This is a genomic window from Chitinimonas taiwanensis DSM 18899 (genome assembly GCF_900119825.1).
In the GTDB taxonomy this organism is placed as follows: Bacteria; Pseudomonadota; Gammaproteobacteria; order Burkholderiales; family Chitinimonadaceae; genus Chitinimonas; species Chitinimonas taiwanensis.
In genome coordinates this window covers 13,364-28,676 of sequence record NZ_FPKR01000012.1, presented here as the reverse complement: position 1 = coordinate 28,676, position 15,313 = coordinate 13,364, and the positions used below count along the sequence as shown (strand labels likewise).

The following is a 15,313-nucleotide window of genomic DNA, read 5'->3' as shown; positions in this document are numbered from 1 at the left end:
ACTCAGCGGGCTCAGATGGTGCCCACTTGCAGGAAAGGTGCCTGCTGCACCAATTCCTGAATGCGCAGTTCGCGCCATTCCTTGCCATTTGCATCGCGTCGGGTCGGGCCGCACCAGGGAACGGCAGGGTCGGCTGGCGCCACTTCCTGCATATCCTGCACATTGCGCAGACCGAGCATGCGATTGACCAACAGAGCCGAATTCATGATGTGGCGCGGATGGATGAGCAGCAGGCGGCTGCTGACCGCAGGCTGCACTGGTTCATCGCCGAGAAAGCCCGGCAGATCGACCACGCTGAACAAATTACCGCGGATATTAGCCAGACCCTTGAACCAGCGCCGGGTCAGCGGCACGTTGACCATATTCGGCACCGGCAGCACTTCGCTGACGTCGGTAAGGTCGACCAGCCATGAAGAATCACCAACCTGGATGCCCAGCTTGGTGGTCGCGGTGTGCGTGGTAGGCAAGGCCTTGAGCCTGGCAACCACGCTTTCCTGGAATTCGCGAAGACTGACGCGTTTGGCCATGGTCTAAGCGGCTCAGCCCAGAGCGGCGATCTGCTGCAGCAGCTCGTCCGGGTTGACTGGCTTGACCACATAGCCGCGTGCACCCTGGCGCTTGCCCCAGACGATGTCGGTTTCCTGACCCTTGGACGTGCACATGATGATGGGGATGTGCGCGGTCACATCATCCTTGGAGATGGTGCGCGTTGCCTGGAAGCCGTTCAGGCCGGGCATGACCACGTCCATCAAGATCAGGTCAGGCATCAGCTCCTTGACGCGGGCGACGGCTTCTTCACCGCTTTCCAGGGTCATCACTTGGAAGCCGTTCTTGGTCAGCAACTCGCCGAGGAAATGGCGTTCGGTCGGAGAGTCGTCGACGATCAGGATTTTCTTGATAGTCATGCGTGTATCAGTCCCTTGATGCTTGCTCAGGCGTGGGTGGCGTGGGCGCCAACGGCCTGCAGCAAGCTGTCTTTTGTAAATGGCTTGGTAAGGTATTCGTCCGAGCCGACCATGCGGCCTCGGGCCCGATCAAACAGGCCGTCCTTGGAGGACAGCATGATGACCGGTGTCGCTTTGAATTTTGGGTTCTTCTTGATGAGCGAACAAGTCTGGTAACCGTCCAGCCGCGGCATCATCACATCGACAAAAATCACATCCGGATGATGGTCGCTGATTTTTGCCAGCGCGTCGAAACCGTCTTCGGCCAGTATGACCTCACAACCCGCCTGACCAAGAAAGATCTCGGCGCTGCGGCGGATGGTATTGCTGTCGTCGATCACCATAACCTTGATGCCGGCGAGATTCTGCATCGAGCTTGTCTCCTTTTGCCTGTTCGGTGCGATAGGACACCGGAATGGCGAACGCTAACATAGCACAATGACAATCAAATCACTATTGCCGCAAATTGGCAGTTATCTCGTTTTATATCAGAGTGAATAAATAAAATACCCCAGCCAAAGGGGAGGTGGCTGGGGTAGGAAAGCCGGTCTTGTGGCCGGCACCCGCTCAGGGAGGGAAAGCGGGAGGCGTGCAATACACCTGTGCAATACGAGCGGGCCGGATTGATTTGGTTCCGGCAAATTTACATTTCCGGCGTTTGTGCCTGCGCAAACCAGTTGCCAATTACCGTCTCGGTTTCTTCCATGCCCTGCTTTTTCAGGCTGGAGAACAGCTGCACGCTGCAATTGGGCCATTGCTCGAGCGCACCGCGCACCTGTGCCAGGGTCTTGGTCTGTTCCTGGCGGGTCAGCTTGTCCGACTTGGTCAGCAGTACATGCACGGGTTTGCCGGTGGGCAGGAACCAGTCGAGCATGTTTACATCCAGCGGCTTGAGCGGATGGCGCGAGTCCATGATCAGCACCAGGCCGATCAGGTTTGGGCGGGTGGCCAGGTAATTACCAAGCAATTGCTGCCAATGGGCGCGGATGGCTTCCGGTACCTGGGCATAGCCATAGCCGGGCAGGTCGACTAGAAAGCGATCATCGCCCAGATTGAAATAGTTGATATGTTGCGTGCGTCCTGGTGTCTTGGAGACGAAGGCTAGGCGGACATGATTGGCCAATGTGTTGATGGCGCTGGATTTGCCGGCATTGGATCGGCCGACGAAGGCGACTTCCAGGCCGTGCTGCGGTAGCATGTGCAGCTCATTGACGGTGGTGTGGAAGCGAAGTTGGCTGAACAGCGACATGGGAGCAATTCTCGTTATGTTGCGTGCCTTTTGCGGCACCTGCAGGTTCGGATAGAATATCAGGTTTGAATCAAACACTTTGGCCTGGGCGGTACCGATCGCCTGCCTGGGCTGACTCGTAGTACCCGGATAAACAGAGCAACGACGGCGCGAGCGCCGCACCCATCGTCATCAAGGAGTTACCTCTATGAAACGTAGCGCGCTGGCAGTTTTGCTTGGCTTCGCGGCTTCCTTTGCCTTTGCCTCGGAAGCGCCGGCCCCGGCCGCCAAGGCCGATCCGGCCAAGGGCAAGGCCATCGTCGAGCAAGTGTGTGCTGCCTGCCACGGTGTCGATGGCAATAGCGCCGCCAGCGCCAACCCGAGCCTGGCCGGCCAGCATCCGGAATACCTGTACGCCCAGCTGAACGCCTTCAAAAAAGGCGAGCGCAAGAACCCAATCATGATGGGTCAGGTTGCCGCGCTGTCCGATGCCGATATGAAGAATCTGGCCGCCTACTTCGGTGAGCAGAAGCCGAAAGAGCGCGCGAGCACCAATAAGGCGCTGATGGAAGCGGGTAAGAAGATCTACCGCGGTGGCAATCGCGAAACCGGCTTGCCGGCCTGCATGGCCTGCCATGGTCCGAACGGCGCCGGCATCCCGGTTCAGTACCCACGTCTGGGTGCCCAGCATGCGGCCTATATCGAGAAGTCGCTCAAGGACTACAAGGCTGGTGGCGAGCGTGTGAACCCCATCATGAAGCCAATCGCCAGCAAGCTGTCTGAATCGGACATGAAGGCCGTGGCCGAATACATCGCCGGCTTGCGTTAAGCCTGGCTCTGGCCGGGAACTTTCCCGGTCTGCAGTACCCAAGGGGTGGCATCGCCACCCCTTTGACTTGTCTACGGGATTCCAATTGCGCCGTCTTCCCTTCTGGCGAGCTGTCTACGAGCTACTCAGCTCCATGCGCTTTGCCATCAGCTTGCTGACCATCATCGCCATTGCTTCGGTGATCGGCACCGTGCTGCAGCAGAACCAGCCCTATCCGAACTATGCGATCGAGTTCGGTGATTTCTGGTTCCAGCCCTTCCAATGGCTGGGCCTGTTCGATGTCTACCATGCAGGCTGGTTTCTCGGGATCCTGGCTTTCCTGGTGCTGTCCACCTCGCTATGCATCTATCGCCAGCTTCCGGGTGTGATGCGCGATGTGCGTCAGTACCGCGAGCAGGCCTCGCTGAAGTCCTTGCGCGCGATGGCCCACCATGTCGAGCTGCCGGCAGCGCAGCCCACCGAGCTGCTCGCGCAATCGGCGCAGTGGTTGCAGGCGCAGGGCTATCGCTTCAAGCAGGTCGAGCGCCAGGACGGCACCATGCTGGCCGCCAAGAAGGGCAGCCTGCAGCGTCTCGGTTATCTGCTGGCCCATGCGGCCATCGTCATCATCTGTATCGGCGGGCTGATGGATGGCAATCTGCCCCTCAAGCTGCAGGAAATCTTTGGCCAGAAGGCGCCCGAGCTGCGCAATGTGCCGCAGAGCCAGATTCCGCCCCATAGCCGCCTGGGCGAGGCCAATCTGTCCTTCCGTGGCGTGCTTGATCTGCCTGAGGGTGCGGCGGGTGATGTGGTGTTCCTGAATGCCGGGCGCGGCTACTTCGTGCAGGAGCTGCCGTTCACGCTGCGCCTCAAGCAATTCCATATCGAGCACTACAGCACCGGTCAGCCCAAGCTGTTTGCCAGCGATATCGAAGTGACCGACAAGGCCAGCGGCAAGGTGACCAGTGCTACGGTTAAGGTCAACCATCCGCTGATCGTCAACGGCATCGCCATTTACCAATCCAGCTTTGGCGATGGCGGCTCGCAGCTCGAGTTTGCGGCCTGGGACTGGTTCGGCAAACAGGCCGCACCGCAGACCTTGAACGCGGTATCGCAGAACAGCCAGGCCATCGAGTGGAATGGCAAGCCGCTGACGCTCGAGTTTGGCGACTTCCGTGCCTTCAATATCGAAAACCTGGCCGAGGCCGCCGAAGTGCCGGGCATGGCCAAGATGATGCAGGACGCCCGCCAGGTGAAGGCGGACAAGAAGGTCAAGAACGTCGGTCCATCCATACAGTTCAAGGTGCGCGATGCACAGGGCCAGGCGCGCGAGTATCTGAACTATCTGGCGCCGTTCGAGCAGGACGGCCGCTATTACCTGATGAGCGGTGTACGCAGCGAGGTGGCTGCCCCGTTTGCCTTCGTGCGTCTGCCCTTGGATAGCAATTTCACCCTCGATACCTTCATGCGCTTGCGCGCGACGCTGTTCGATCCGACCGCCTGGCCGCAGATTGCCCGTCGCACGGCCGACAAGGCGCAGAGCGAAGGGGCGATCAGCGCGCCGTATCGGCCCGAGTTCGAGCAGAGTCTGAACTGGGTGCTGCAGCGCTTCTCGGAAGGGGGCTTCGTTGCGCTGGAGCGCTTCCTCGACGACAAGGTGCCGCAGGACAAGCGCCAGGCAGTCGCGCAGACCTATATCAAGCTGCTGCAGGGCGCGGTCATCGATGCGATGGCGGTGGCGCAGACGCGTGCCGGCCTGCCTGAGATTGCGCTCGATGAAGCGCACTACCGCTTCCTGATGGATAGCCTGGTGGCGGTATCGGCCAGCTTCGATTACGGCAGCGATTTCTATCTGCAGCCGCGCAGCTTCAAGGAAGTGAAGTCGAGCGGCTTCCAGCTGACCCGCAGCCCGGGCAAGAACCTGGTCTATCTGGGCAGCTTGCTGATGGTGCTAGGCATTTTCTGCATGTTCTATATTCGCGAGAATCGCATCTGGATCTGGGCCGGTGATGGCCGCGTGCTGCTGGCCATGAGTGCCAACCGGCGCGATGAGCAGACCGAGCGCGAGTTCGCCGTGCATACCGACAAGCTGGCCGACCTGGCTGGCGAGCACAAGGAAGTACAGTCATGAACACCACCACCCTGAATGCCCCCAAGGCCACGCTGGCCCAGCCGTTCTGGCGCGGCCTGAAGTTGGGCGATCATCTGTTTGCGCTCGTGATGCTGATCGCGGCCGGCGTGGCCTTTGGCCGCTACCGCAGCTTCATGGATGGCTATGAGCAGGCCATCCTGCTCGGCTGTACCCTGGGCGCGATTGCGCTGGGCTGGTTCTGGAAGCCGGTGCGCCTCTACCTGCCGCTCAGCGGCCTAGTCGCGCTGGCCGGCATCGGCCTGTATGGCGATGACCTGACGCGCGGGCAGAGCGCGTTCTGGCTCAAATACGTGCTGGCCAGTCAGTCACTGGTGATGTGGATGTGCGTGCTATTCGTGTTGGCCACGGGTTTGTACTGGCTGGGCCTGGCGCGCCGCTCGTCCACCGCCGAGTCGATTGCCTCCGGCATGACCTGGGCGGCCGCCGGTGCGGCGATGAGCTGGTTCTTCGTGCGCTGGTACGAGAGCTATCTGATCGGCCCGGATGTCGGCCATGTGCCGGTTTCCAATCTGTACGAAGTATTCGTGCTGTTCTGCCAGATCACCGCGCTCATGTATCTGTATTACGAGCAGCGCTTCGCCACCCGACGCATGGGCGGCTTTGTGCTGCTCATCATCAGCGCCGCGGTCGGTTTCATCCTCTGGTACTCGTTCGAGCGCGGCGCGCATGAAATCCAGCCGCTGATCCCCGCCCTGCAGTCGTGGTGGATGAAGATCCATGTGCCGGCCAACTTCGTCGGCTATGGCGCCTTTGCCCTGGCTGCCATGCTAGGCGTGGCCCAGCTGCTCGCGTCGCGCGGCATCCTGGCCAGCCGCCTGCCCAGTTACGACACGCTGGGTGAAGTCATGTACAAGGCGATTGCCGTCGGCTTCCTGTTCTTCACCATCGCCACCATCCTGGGCGCCATGTGGGCGGCCGATGCCTGGGGCGGTTACTGGAGCTGGGACCCGAAAGAGACCTGGGCGCTGATCGTCTGGCTCAATTACGCGGCCTGGCTGCATGTGCGTCTGGTCAAAGGCTGGCGCGGCAATGTGCTGGCCTGGTGGGCGGTGATCGGTCTGTTCGTGACCAGCTTTGCCTTTCTGGGCGTGAATATGTTCCTGTCCGGCCTGCATTCCTACGGCTCGCTCTAAGACGGCCAGCGCGCCGCCTGGCTCGCTTTGGTATAATTAACGATTCCTAATATTTATTGCTACAACGGCCAAGTCGACGCTTGGCCGTTGGCTTGTTCGTGGAGTCGTCGCGTGAGTATCCGGCTGGAACGCATCATTTCCCCCAGCGCAGCCCAGCTGGCCGAGCTGTATGCGGTGTGTAGCCAGGCGCCCAATTACTGGCAGTTGACCGAGGGCAAGCTGCTGCCGGGCAAGGCCGCCATTGCCGGCTGGTTCGATGGCAGCGAGCTGCCGGTGGGGCGCAAGCCGGATGACCAGCAGATCTATGGCGTGCGCCTGGGTGCCGAGCTGATCGGCATGGTGATGGCCTTGCGCGGCTGGCGCTATCCCGAGCAGACCATGATAGGCCTGTTGCTGCTGTCCGAACGCTGGCAGGGCAAGGGGCTGGGGCGGGCAGTGTACGAGGCGATCGAGGGCATCATCCGCAGCTGGCCCGGCATGCGCGTGGTGCGCATCGGCATCATCGCCAGCAATACGCCGGCCTTTCCCTTCTGGCACCGCATGGGCTTTCGCGAGACGGGCGAACGCCGCCGCGACCTGAGCTTCCTGGCCGACACCATCCTGCTGGAGAAGCCACTCTAGTGCCGACCTCGCTCGCCTATCTAGGGGTGGTCTTCGTCTGGTCCACCACCGCCTTGGCCATCAACTGGTCGGTGGCCGGCATGTCTTTTCTGGCCGCGCTTGCCGGGCGGATGAGCTTGGGCGCACTGCTGGCTGGTCTGCTGCTGCTCGTCCTGCGCCGGCCCTTGCCGCTGGATGCCGCTGCGCGGCGTACCTATCTGATTGCCGGCCTCGCCATGTCGTCTTCGATGGCCTGTACCTATTTCGGCGCGCGCTACATCTCGTCTGGCTTGATGGCCGTGCTGTTCGGCCTGTCGCCGCTGGTGACCGCGCTCTTCGCCAGTGCACTGATTGGCGAGCGGCCGGGGCGTGGCCAGTGGTTGGGCATGCTGCTTGGGCTGGCCGGGCTATGGCTGATCTTCCGCGACCGACTCAGCCTGGGGCCGGAAGCGTATTGGGGGATTCTCGGTGGCTTGGCAGGCAATGTGCTGCAGGCCCTGGGCGCGGTGCTGACCAAGCGCCATGGCGCGGCTACGCCGCCCCTGGCCACCGCCACCGGTGCCCTGCTGGTCAGCGCCGTCTGTACCCTGCTGGCCTGGTGGTGTCTTGACGGGCAGTGGCCGCTGGCGGCTGAGCTGAAGCACTGGGGCGCGGTCGTCTATCTGGCCAGCGTGGGTTCGGTGCTGGCGATGAGCTTGTACTACCTACTGATTAAGCGCCTGCCCACCGCCCATGTCGCGCTGATCACGCTGATCACCCCGGTGACCGCACTCTGGCTTGGCCATGTCGCAAATGGGGAAACGGTTTCCGGCGGCGTACTGGCCGGCAGCGCGCTGATCGTGTTCGGCCTGTTGGTGCACCAGCTGCCGCTCTGGAAGCAGTGGGCGGAAAGGCTGAGCCGCGAGGCGGAGTAAGCGCAGCGATTACCTAGGGCGCGCCATGCGCCGTGTTCAGAAGTCGCCGTAGCGCGCCTGCAAGAGGGCAGCCACCACGGGGGCCACCGTCTCGGTGCGGAAGATACGTGGGCCAAGCAGCAGGGCCTGGAAGCCGGCCGCCTTGGCGCTCGCCTCTTCCTCCAGCGAAAAGCCACCCTCAGGGCCAACCAGCATCTGCACCGAAGCCGCCTGGGCTGGCAGCGCATTTAGGCGCTGACCGTCGATCGGCGACAGCAACAGCTTGAGTTCGGCGGCCGGCGCCTGGGCCAGCCAGTGTTCGAGCTTGATCGGCGCCAGGATGCGCGGCACGCGTGTACGCCCGCATTGCTCGGCCGCCGACTCGGCTACGGCCTGCCAGTGCTGCAGACGCTTCTCGGCCCGTTCGGCCGCCAGCTTGTAGCCGCAATAGGCCGATTGCACGATCTGTATCGTCTGCACACCGAGCTCGGTCGCCTTCTGTACGGTGTAATCCATGCGTTCGGTGGCCGAGAGCGCCTGCACCAGGGTCAGCTGCAGTGGCGACTCGCGTTCGCTGGCATCGAAGGCGCCCACCTGTACCGACACATGGCGCTTGCCCATGGCCAGGACGCTGGCGGCGTACTCGCCGCCCTGGCCGTTGAACAGGGTCAGCGCATCGCCCGGTTGCAGGCGCAGCACCTGCACATGGCGGGCGCAGGCTTCGGGGAGATCAAATTCCAGGCCGCTGCTGAGCGGTGCATCGAGATAGAGACGGGGCATAGGGCAACGATATAGCCAGTAATGGCGCCGATTATGCCAGCCCGACCTTGCCTATACTTCGGTCATCACCATTTAGCGGACCGCACGCATGGCCAGCCTGACCACCCCGATCTGCCAGTTCGGCCTTGCCGCCCCGGATTTCCTGCTGCCCGCTACTGATGGACGCAGCTATCGCCTGGATGAGCTGCGTGGCAGTAGCGGCTTTCTGCTGATGTTCATCTGCAACCACTGCCCGTATGTGAAGGCGATACGCGAGGCGCTGGTGGACACCTGCCGCGAGCTGGCTAGCTATGGCATAGGCTGTGCGGCGATCAGCAGCAATGATCCCAGCCTCTATCCAGAGGACGACTTCGAGCATATGAAGGCCTATGCCAAGGCCTACCGCTTCCCCTTCCCCTATCTGTATGACGAGGATCAGCGCGTGGCGCGCGCCTATGGCGCGGTGTGCACGCCGGATTTTTTTGGCTACAACAGCGAGCTGCAGCTGCAATACCGCGGTCGTTTCGATGCCTCGGGCCGCAATGGCCCCCAGCCTGGCGCCAACCGCGACCTGTTCGAGGCCATGAAGCAGATCGCCATGACCGGCAAGGGGCCGCAGGAGCAGATCGCTGGTCTCGGTTGCTCGATCAAGTGGCGCCATCCCTGAGCTTTTTTGCCACAGCGCGCGAGTTTGCCGACCTACGGCGGGGCCGCGGCGGCTGCCTGCAGTGCGCAAATCACTATCCGTAAATTCGATACAACGTCGATATCAATCGGAAAAAACGAAATCAGCCTGTTCGCAAGCAGTGCTTGGTACAGGCCGATCTGATACGCCGATAGCTAGGCACCAGGCTGGCTTGGCTCGGCTTCTGCGCTGCAGCATCGGATTTTTGTCCTTGATCTATATGGGCTTCGGTGATTGCTCTGCATGTGGGGCTGGCCGAGCATCGTGCAGCGCCGCACGGTTTTGGCGCGCCGCACTATGCAGCTGGCACTGGCTTGGCGCGTGAGCTATAGGTTTTTCAGATGACTTGTATCTCCCCTCATGGCTGGCCGGCGCTGGCTGGCCGGGAAAACAATCACCGCGTCATCTGCTGCGCCATGCCCGGCGCGCCGAACCCATCCTGTCGAGGAGATTTCCATGCATGCGCGCTACCCCTTGCTTGCCCTGGTCCTGGCCCTGAATACCGCTGCCTTCGCTGCCCCGCTGCAAAGCCTGGGCAAGCCCGAGGGCAAGCTCAATATCATTGCTTGGCCCGGTTATATCGAGCGTGGCGAGACCGACAAGAACTACAACTGGGTGAGCGATTTCGAGCAGGCCAGCGGCTGCAAGGTGAATGTGAAGACGGCAGCCACTTCGGACGAGATGGTTAGCCTGATGAACCAGAGGGGCTACGACCTGGTCACCGCCTCGGGTGATGCCAGTCTGCGCCTCGTGTATGGGCGCAAGGTGCAGGAGATCAATCTGAAGCTGGTGCCATCCTATGCCACGATCGACCCGCGCCTGCAGAAGGCGCCCTGGCATACGGTAGATGGTAAGCACTACGGCGTGCCTTATCAGTGGGGCGCCAACTTCCTCGCCTACAACACCAAGATTTTCCCTAGTGCGCCCGATAGCTGGTCGGTGGTGTTCGAGGCTCAGAAACTGCCCGATGGCAAGCCGAACAAGGGACGCGTGCAGGCCTACGATGGCCCGATCTATATCGCCGATGCGGCGCTCTATCTAATGCACAAGAATCCCGCCCTCGGTATCAAGGATCCGTATGAGCTGAATGAGGCCCAGTACGCCGAGGTGCTCAAGCTCTTGCGTGCGCAAAAGCAGCTGACCCACCGCTATTGGCACGATGTGACCGTGCAGATGAACGACTTCAAGAATGAGGGCGTGGCGGCCAGCAGTGCCTGGGGTTACCAGATCAATGCGCTGCAGGCGGAGAAATTCCCCATCGAAGGGGTGATACCGAAGGAGGGGGCGACCGGCTGGGCCGATTCGACCATGCTGCATGCCGAGGCCAAGAACCCGGTCTGTGCCTACAAGTGGATGGAACATTCGCTGAACCGCAAGCTGCAGTCCTCCTTGGCTGAGTGGTTTGGCTCGGTGCCTGCTGTGCCGGCAGCCTGCGGCGACAAGGCGCCTGGCGGCTCGGACTTCTGCAAGTCGAATGGCTTTGCCCGCATTAGCCAGATCAAGTTCTGGAAGACGCCGCAGGCCAAGTGCGCGACGCAGGGCGCTTGCGTGCCGTATAGCCGCTGGACTCAGGACTACATCGCGATCATGGGGGGGCGTTGATGCCAGGGGCGTACCCGTGCTGCACGGGTGCGCCCAGGCTGACGTAGCGCTCGGCAGTCCGGCGGATGCTCCCCGGGCTGTCTTTGGTCCCGGCCGTGCCAGCGCGGCGCGCCAGCCGGCCGGGATGTTTCTTGTTTCCTCCTGAAATCTGCTGCCACGGCTGACGCAAGCCTTGGCCAGCTGAAATGTACCCATGACCTTAGCCGTTGAATTCAGCCAGATCAGCCGTCACTACGATGCGGTGCGCGCGGTCGACAATGTCAGCCTGGCCATCGCCGATGGCGAGTTCTTCTCCATGCTCGGCCCATCCGGCTCGGGCAAGACCACCTGCTTGCGTTTGATCGCCGGCTTCGAGCAACCGAGCGCCGGCAGTCTGCGCATTCATGGCCAGGAGGCGGCCGGCGTGCCGCCCTATCTGCGCGATGTGAATACCGTGTTCCAGGACTACGCGCTGTTCCCGCATATGAGCGTGCTGGATAACGTGGCCTATGGCCTGATGGTGAAGGGCGTGGCCAAGTCCACACGCCTGGCGCGCGCCGAGCAGATGCTGGCCATGGTCAAGCTGGCCGACTATGGCATGCGTAAACCGGCTGCCTTGTCGGGCGGCCAGCGCCAGCGGGTGGCGCTGGCGCGCGCGCTGATCAACCAGCCGCGCGTCTTGCTGTTGGACGAACCGTTGGGCGCGCTCGACCTCAAGCTGCGCGAGGCCATGCAGAGTGAATTGAAGGCGCTGCAAAAGCAGCTCGGCATCACCTTTATCTATGTGACCCATGATCAGGGTGAGGCGCTGTCGATGTCGGACCGGGTGGCGGTGTTCAATAAGGGCCGTATCGAGCAGGTAGATAGCCCGCAGCAGCTGTACACCCAGCCGCGCACCGCCTTCGTGGCCGATTTCGTCGGCGGTGCGAATGTGCTGCCCGCTGCGCTGGCCGAGACCTTGACCGGACGCGCGCAGGCCTGTGCGATTCGCCCCGAGCAGATTTACTTCCTCAGCGAGCACGGCGCTGGCCTGCAGCTGCCCGGCCAGGTGCTGGACATCCAGTACCACGGCGCCGTCAGCCGCTTCGAGGTGGAGGTGGCCGGCGGACAGCGCCTGGCCGTGGCAGTGCCGAATGGCCAGACGCTCGCCCAGTACCGGCCCGAGCCCGGCAGCGCGGTGCGCCTTGCTTGGGCGCCCGAGGCCATGGTCTGGCTGAGCGAGCAGGGCTAGATCATGGCAAGTGCAAGCCTGACCTTGACCCCACCGACGCACTTGGCGCGCTGGCGTGTGCAGCTGTCCACGCTGCTTTACCGGCGCAGCACTCTCACGCTCTTCCTGCTGCTGGCGCCGCCGCTGCTGTGGTTTGGGGTCATCTACCTCGGCTCGCTGCTGGCCCTGCTCGCGCAGGCCTTCTACACCTTCGACGACTTCACCATGGCGGTCAGTCCTGAGCTGACCCTGGATAATTTCCGCGCGATTGCCGACCCATCCAATCCATTGTTCGGCGCGAATATCGATATCGTGCTGCGCACCCTGGGCATGGCCAGCGCGGTCACCCTGGCCAGCGCGCTGCTGGCTTTCCCTATCGCCTACTATATGGCGCGCTATGTGCACGGGCGCTGGAAAGGCGTCTGGTATATCGCGGTCATGCTGCCCATGTGGGCCAGCTATATCGTCAAGGCCTATTCCTGGACGGTGATTCTGGCCAAGGGTGGCATCGTGTACTGGCTGATTGGTGCGCTCGGTCTGAACGGTGTGTTGGAGGCGATTCTGGCCCTGCCGGTAATCGGCGGCAGCTCGCTATCCACCAGCAATCTCGGTCGCTTCCTGGTGTTTACCTATATCTGGCTGCCCTTCATGATCCTGCCCACCCAGGCTGCGCTGGAGCGGGTGCCGCCATCCCTGCTGCAGGCCTCCAGCGATCTGGGTGCCACGCCGGCGCAGACCTTCCGTACCGTGCTGCTGCCGCTGGCCTTCCCAGGCGTGGTGGCCGGTTCCATCTTCACCTTCAGCCTCACGCTGGGCGACTACATCATCCCCACCCTGGTCGGGCCGAGCGGCTATTTCATCGGCAATATGGTTTACACCATGCAGGGCTCGATCGGGAATATTCCCATGGCCGCCGCGTTTACCGTGGTACCCATCGTGATCATCACCGTCTACCTGGCCCTGGCCAAACGTCTGGGAGCTTTCGATGCGCTCTGATACCGCCAGCGGCATGCAGCCCGCAGCGCCGCTCTGGTTGCGCGGACTGGCCTGGGGCGGGCTGCTCTTCCTGCATTTCCCGCTCGTGGTGGTGTGCTTGTATGCCTTCAATACCGAGGCATCCGCCTTCAGCTTCCCGCTACAGGGCTTCACCCTGCACTGGTTCGAAGCCGCGCTGGCGCGCGAGGATGTGCTGCAGGCGATCTGGCTATCGTTGAAAGTGGCCAGTGGCGCCACCCTGCTGGCCCTGCTACTGGGCGGCCTGGCCGCGGCCGCGCTGTATCGGCGTAACTTCCTTGGCCGCGATGCGATCACCGTCATGCTCAGCCTGCCGATTGCCTTGCCCGGCATTGTGACCGGCATCGCACTGCTGTCCACCTTCAAGCTGGCCGAGGTCGATCCGAACTTCTGGACCATCCTGATCGGCCACGCCACCTTCTGCATGGTGGTCGTGTACAACAATGTGATCGCGCGCTTTCGGCGCATGCCCTACAGCCTGGTGGAGGCCTCGATGGACCTGGGCGCTGACAGCCTGCAGACCTTCCGCCATGTGGTGCTGCCGCAGATCGCTACCGCGCTGCTGGCGGGCGGCGTGCTGGCCTTCGCGCTCAGTTTCGACGAAATCATCGTCACCACCTTTACCGCCGGACATGAGAAGACGCTGCCGATCTGGCTGCTGAACCAGCTCGGCCGGCCGCGCGATGTACCCATCACCAATGTGGTGGCCATGCTGGTGATGCTGCTGACCATGGGGCCGATTCTGCTGGCCTGGAAGCTGACCCAGGGCACCGAGGCCGTGGCCGGCAGCGGCAAGTGAATGCATTCGTATCGAAGCGGGCAGGGCGCTGCTGGCCCCGCCCGTTCTTATCCCGCACAGGAGCGCTGCAATGAATACCCAACTGTTGATCAATGGCCAGTTCGTCGCCGGCGAGGGTGAAATCGAGGAGGTGTTGAATCCAGCTACCGGCGAGGTGATCGCGCGGGTGGCCGAGGCTTCGCTCGAACAGGTGCAGGCCGCGGTGGCGGCCGCCCAGGCGGCCTTTGCCAGCTGGGGGCGCAGCACGCCCAAGGACAAGGCGACGCTGCTACTTAAGCTGGCTGACGCGATCGAGTCGCGCGCGACCGAGTTCGCGCGCATCGAGTCGCTGAACTGCGGCAAGCCTTATCTGTTTGCCCTCAACGATGAAATCCCGGCCGTGGCCGATGTCTTCCGCTTCTTTGCCGGCGCCGTGCGCAACCAGATGGGTGCGCTGGCCGGCGAATACCTGCCCGGCCACACCAGCATGATCCGTCGCGATCCACTCGGCGTGGTGGCCAGCATCGCGCCGTGGAACTACCCGCTGATGATGGCGGCCTGGAAGATTGCCCCAGCCATCGCCGCCGGCAATACCGTGGTGATCAAGCCATCCGAGCAGACGCCGCTGACGACGCTGAAGCTGGCCGAGCTGCTGGCCGACATCTTCCCGGCCGGGGTGGTGAATGTGGTGTGCGGGCGCGGCGATACGGTCGGCTCGCCGCTGATCTCGCAGCCCGAGGTGCGCATGATCTCGCTGACCGGGGATGTATCGACCGGGCAGAAGATACTGGAGACGGCTTCCAAATCGCTCAAACGCACCCATCTGGAGCTGGGCGGCAAGGCGCCGGTCATCGTGTTCGACGATGCCGACCTCGACGAGGTGGTGGCTGGTATCCGTACCTTCGGCTACTACAACGCGGGCCAGGACTGCACGGCCGCCTGCCGCATCTATGCCGGACCGAAGATCTACGACAAGCTGGTCGCCGATCTGTCCAGCGCGGTGGCCAGCATCAAGTTTGGCGATCAGCATCTGGAAGGCGTGGAAATGGGCCCGCTGATCTCGGAACGCCAGCGCAAGCGCGTGGCCAGCTTTGTTGAACGCGCGGCGGCCGAGTCGCATATCGAGGTGACGGCCGGCGGTAAGCTCGGCGCCGGGCGCGGCTTCTTCTTCGAGCCAACCGTGATTGCCGGCGCACGTCAGCAGGATGAGATCGTGCGCAAGGAGGTGTTCGGCCCGGTGGTGTCGGTGACCCGTTTCGACGCAGTCGAGCAGGCGGTGAGTTGGGCGAATGACTCCGAATATGGCCTGGCCAGCTCGGTGTGGACGCGCGATGTGTCCAAGGCGATGCAGACTGCCGCCCAGCTCCAGTACGGCTGCACCTGGATCAATACCCACTTCATGCTGGTGAACGAGATGCCACACGGCGGAATGAAGAAGTCCGGCTACGGCAAGGATATGTCGGTCTACGCGCTGGAGGACTACAGCTGCGTGCGGCATGTGATGGTGAAGAACTAACCAGCGCAGGGC

16 protein-coding genes are annotated in these 15,313 nt (G+C 62.5%); 11 read left to right on the top strand and 5 right to left on the bottom strand.

Annotated elements, in window-relative coordinates; genetic code table 11:
• Window positions 1–11: 11 nt before the first annotated feature.
• The 4 genes from BT173_RS14740 to yihA form a co-directional block, all read right to left on the bottom strand.
• On the bottom strand, window positions 12–527 hold the full coding sequence (locus BT173_RS14740) for a chemotaxis protein CheW (RefSeq protein WP_072429434.1): 516 nt from the start codon (window positions 525–527) through the stop codon (window positions 12–14).
• Window positions 528–539: 12 nt separating this feature from the next.
• Entirely contained in the window at window positions 540–905 is a 366-nt protein-coding gene (locus BT173_RS14735) for a response regulator (protein ID WP_072429433.1), read from the bottom strand.
• A gap of 26 nt (window positions 906–931) precedes the next feature.
• Entirely contained in the window at window positions 932–1,315 is a 384-nt protein-coding gene (gene pilG / locus BT173_RS14730) for a twitching motility response regulator PilG (RefSeq protein ID WP_072429432.1), read from the bottom strand.
• Between the two features lie 272 nt (window positions 1,316–1,587).
• Window positions 1,588–2,193, bottom strand: a complete 606-nt coding sequence (gene yihA, locus BT173_RS14725; protein WP_072429431.1) for a ribosome biogenesis GTP-binding protein YihA/YsxC — start codon at window positions 2,191–2,193, stop codon at window positions 1,588–1,590.
• A 187-nt stretch (window positions 2,194–2,380) separates the two neighbouring features.
• Here yihA and BT173_RS14720 point away from each other — a divergent pair, with 187 nt between their 5' ends.
• The 5 genes from BT173_RS14720 to BT173_RS14700 all read left to right on the top strand — a co-directional run bounded on the left by BT173_RS14720 (window position 2,381) and on the right by BT173_RS14700 (window position 7,779).
• Entirely contained in the window at window positions 2,381–3,001 is a 621-nt protein-coding gene (locus BT173_RS14720) for a c-type cytochrome (protein WP_072429430.1), read from the top strand.
• A 133-nt stretch (window positions 3,002–3,134) separates the two neighbouring features.
• Window positions 3,135–5,111 carry a cytochrome c biogenesis protein ResB gene (locus tag BT173_RS14715; protein ID WP_072429429.1) on the top strand — a complete coding sequence of 659 codons (1,977 nt, stop codon included), beginning with the start codon at window positions 3,135–3,137 and terminating at the stop codon, window positions 5,109–5,111.
• Window positions 5,108–6,265, top strand: coding sequence for a c-type cytochrome biogenesis protein CcsB (ccsB, locus tag BT173_RS14710; protein WP_072429428.1), 1,158 nt, complete (start codon window positions 5,108–5,110; stop codon window positions 6,263–6,265). Before BT173_RS14715 ends, ccsB begins: the two co-directional genes overlap by 4 nt.
• A 111-nt stretch (window positions 6,266–6,376) precedes the next feature.
• A complete protein-coding gene (locus BT173_RS14705; RefSeq protein WP_072429427.1) occupies window positions 6,377–6,886 on the top strand; it encodes a GNAT family N-acetyltransferase in 510 nt (169 codons plus the stop codon).
• The gene (locus tag BT173_RS14700; RefSeq protein ID WP_072429426.1) at window positions 6,886–7,779 is read left to right on the top strand and encodes a DMT family transporter; all 894 of its coding nucleotides are present in this window, start codon (window positions 6,886–6,888) and stop codon (window positions 7,777–7,779) included. Before BT173_RS14705 ends, BT173_RS14700 begins: the two co-directional genes overlap by 1 nt.
• A gap of 36 nt (window positions 7,780–7,815) precedes the next feature.
• Here the strand turns inward: BT173_RS14700 and BT173_RS14695 are convergent, their stop codons facing one another.
• Window positions 7,816–8,538, bottom strand: a complete 723-nt coding sequence (locus tag BT173_RS14695; RefSeq protein ID WP_072429425.1) for a 16S rRNA (uracil(1498)-N(3))-methyltransferase — start codon at window positions 8,536–8,538, stop codon at window positions 7,816–7,818.
• An 88-nt stretch (window positions 8,539–8,626) separates the two neighbouring features.
• On the opposite strand from BT173_RS14695, the gene BT173_RS14690 reads away from it, so the two are divergent.
• The 6 genes from BT173_RS14690 to BT173_RS14665 all read left to right on the top strand — a co-directional run bounded on the left by BT173_RS14690 (window position 8,627) and on the right by BT173_RS14665 (window position 15,301).
• The gene (locus tag BT173_RS14690) at window positions 8,627–9,184 is read left to right on the top strand and encodes a thioredoxin family protein (protein WP_072429424.1); all 558 of its coding nucleotides are present in this window, start codon (window positions 8,627–8,629) and stop codon (window positions 9,182–9,184) included.
• A gap of 474 nt (window positions 9,185–9,658) precedes the next feature.
• Window positions 9,659–10,804: an ABC transporter substrate-binding protein gene (locus BT173_RS14685; protein ID WP_084658666.1), complete on the top strand. Its 1,146-nt coding sequence runs from the start codon at window positions 9,659–9,661 to the stop codon at window positions 10,802–10,804.
• 193 nt (window positions 10,805–10,997) lie between these two features.
• The gene (locus BT173_RS14680; protein WP_072429423.1) at window positions 10,998–12,014 is read left to right on the top strand and encodes an ABC transporter ATP-binding protein; all 1,017 of its coding nucleotides are present in this window, start codon (window positions 10,998–11,000) and stop codon (window positions 12,012–12,014) included.
• 3 nt (window positions 12,015–12,017) lie between these two features.
• On the top strand, window positions 12,018–12,989 hold the full coding sequence (locus BT173_RS14675; protein ID WP_139256177.1) for an ABC transporter permease: 972 nt from the start codon (window positions 12,018–12,020) through the stop codon (window positions 12,987–12,989).
• Window positions 12,979–13,806, top strand: a complete 828-nt coding sequence (locus BT173_RS14670) for an ABC transporter permease (RefSeq protein WP_072429422.1) — start codon at window positions 12,979–12,981, stop codon at window positions 13,804–13,806. The genes BT173_RS14675 and BT173_RS14670 overlap by 11 nt, the downstream gene beginning before the upstream one ends.
• Window positions 13,807–13,876: 70 nt before the next feature.
• On the top strand, window positions 13,877–15,301 hold the full coding sequence (locus BT173_RS14665; RefSeq protein ID WP_072429421.1) for a gamma-aminobutyraldehyde dehydrogenase: 1,425 nt from the start codon (window positions 13,877–13,879) through the stop codon (window positions 15,299–15,301).
• Window positions 15,302–15,313: the final 12 nt, after the last annotated feature.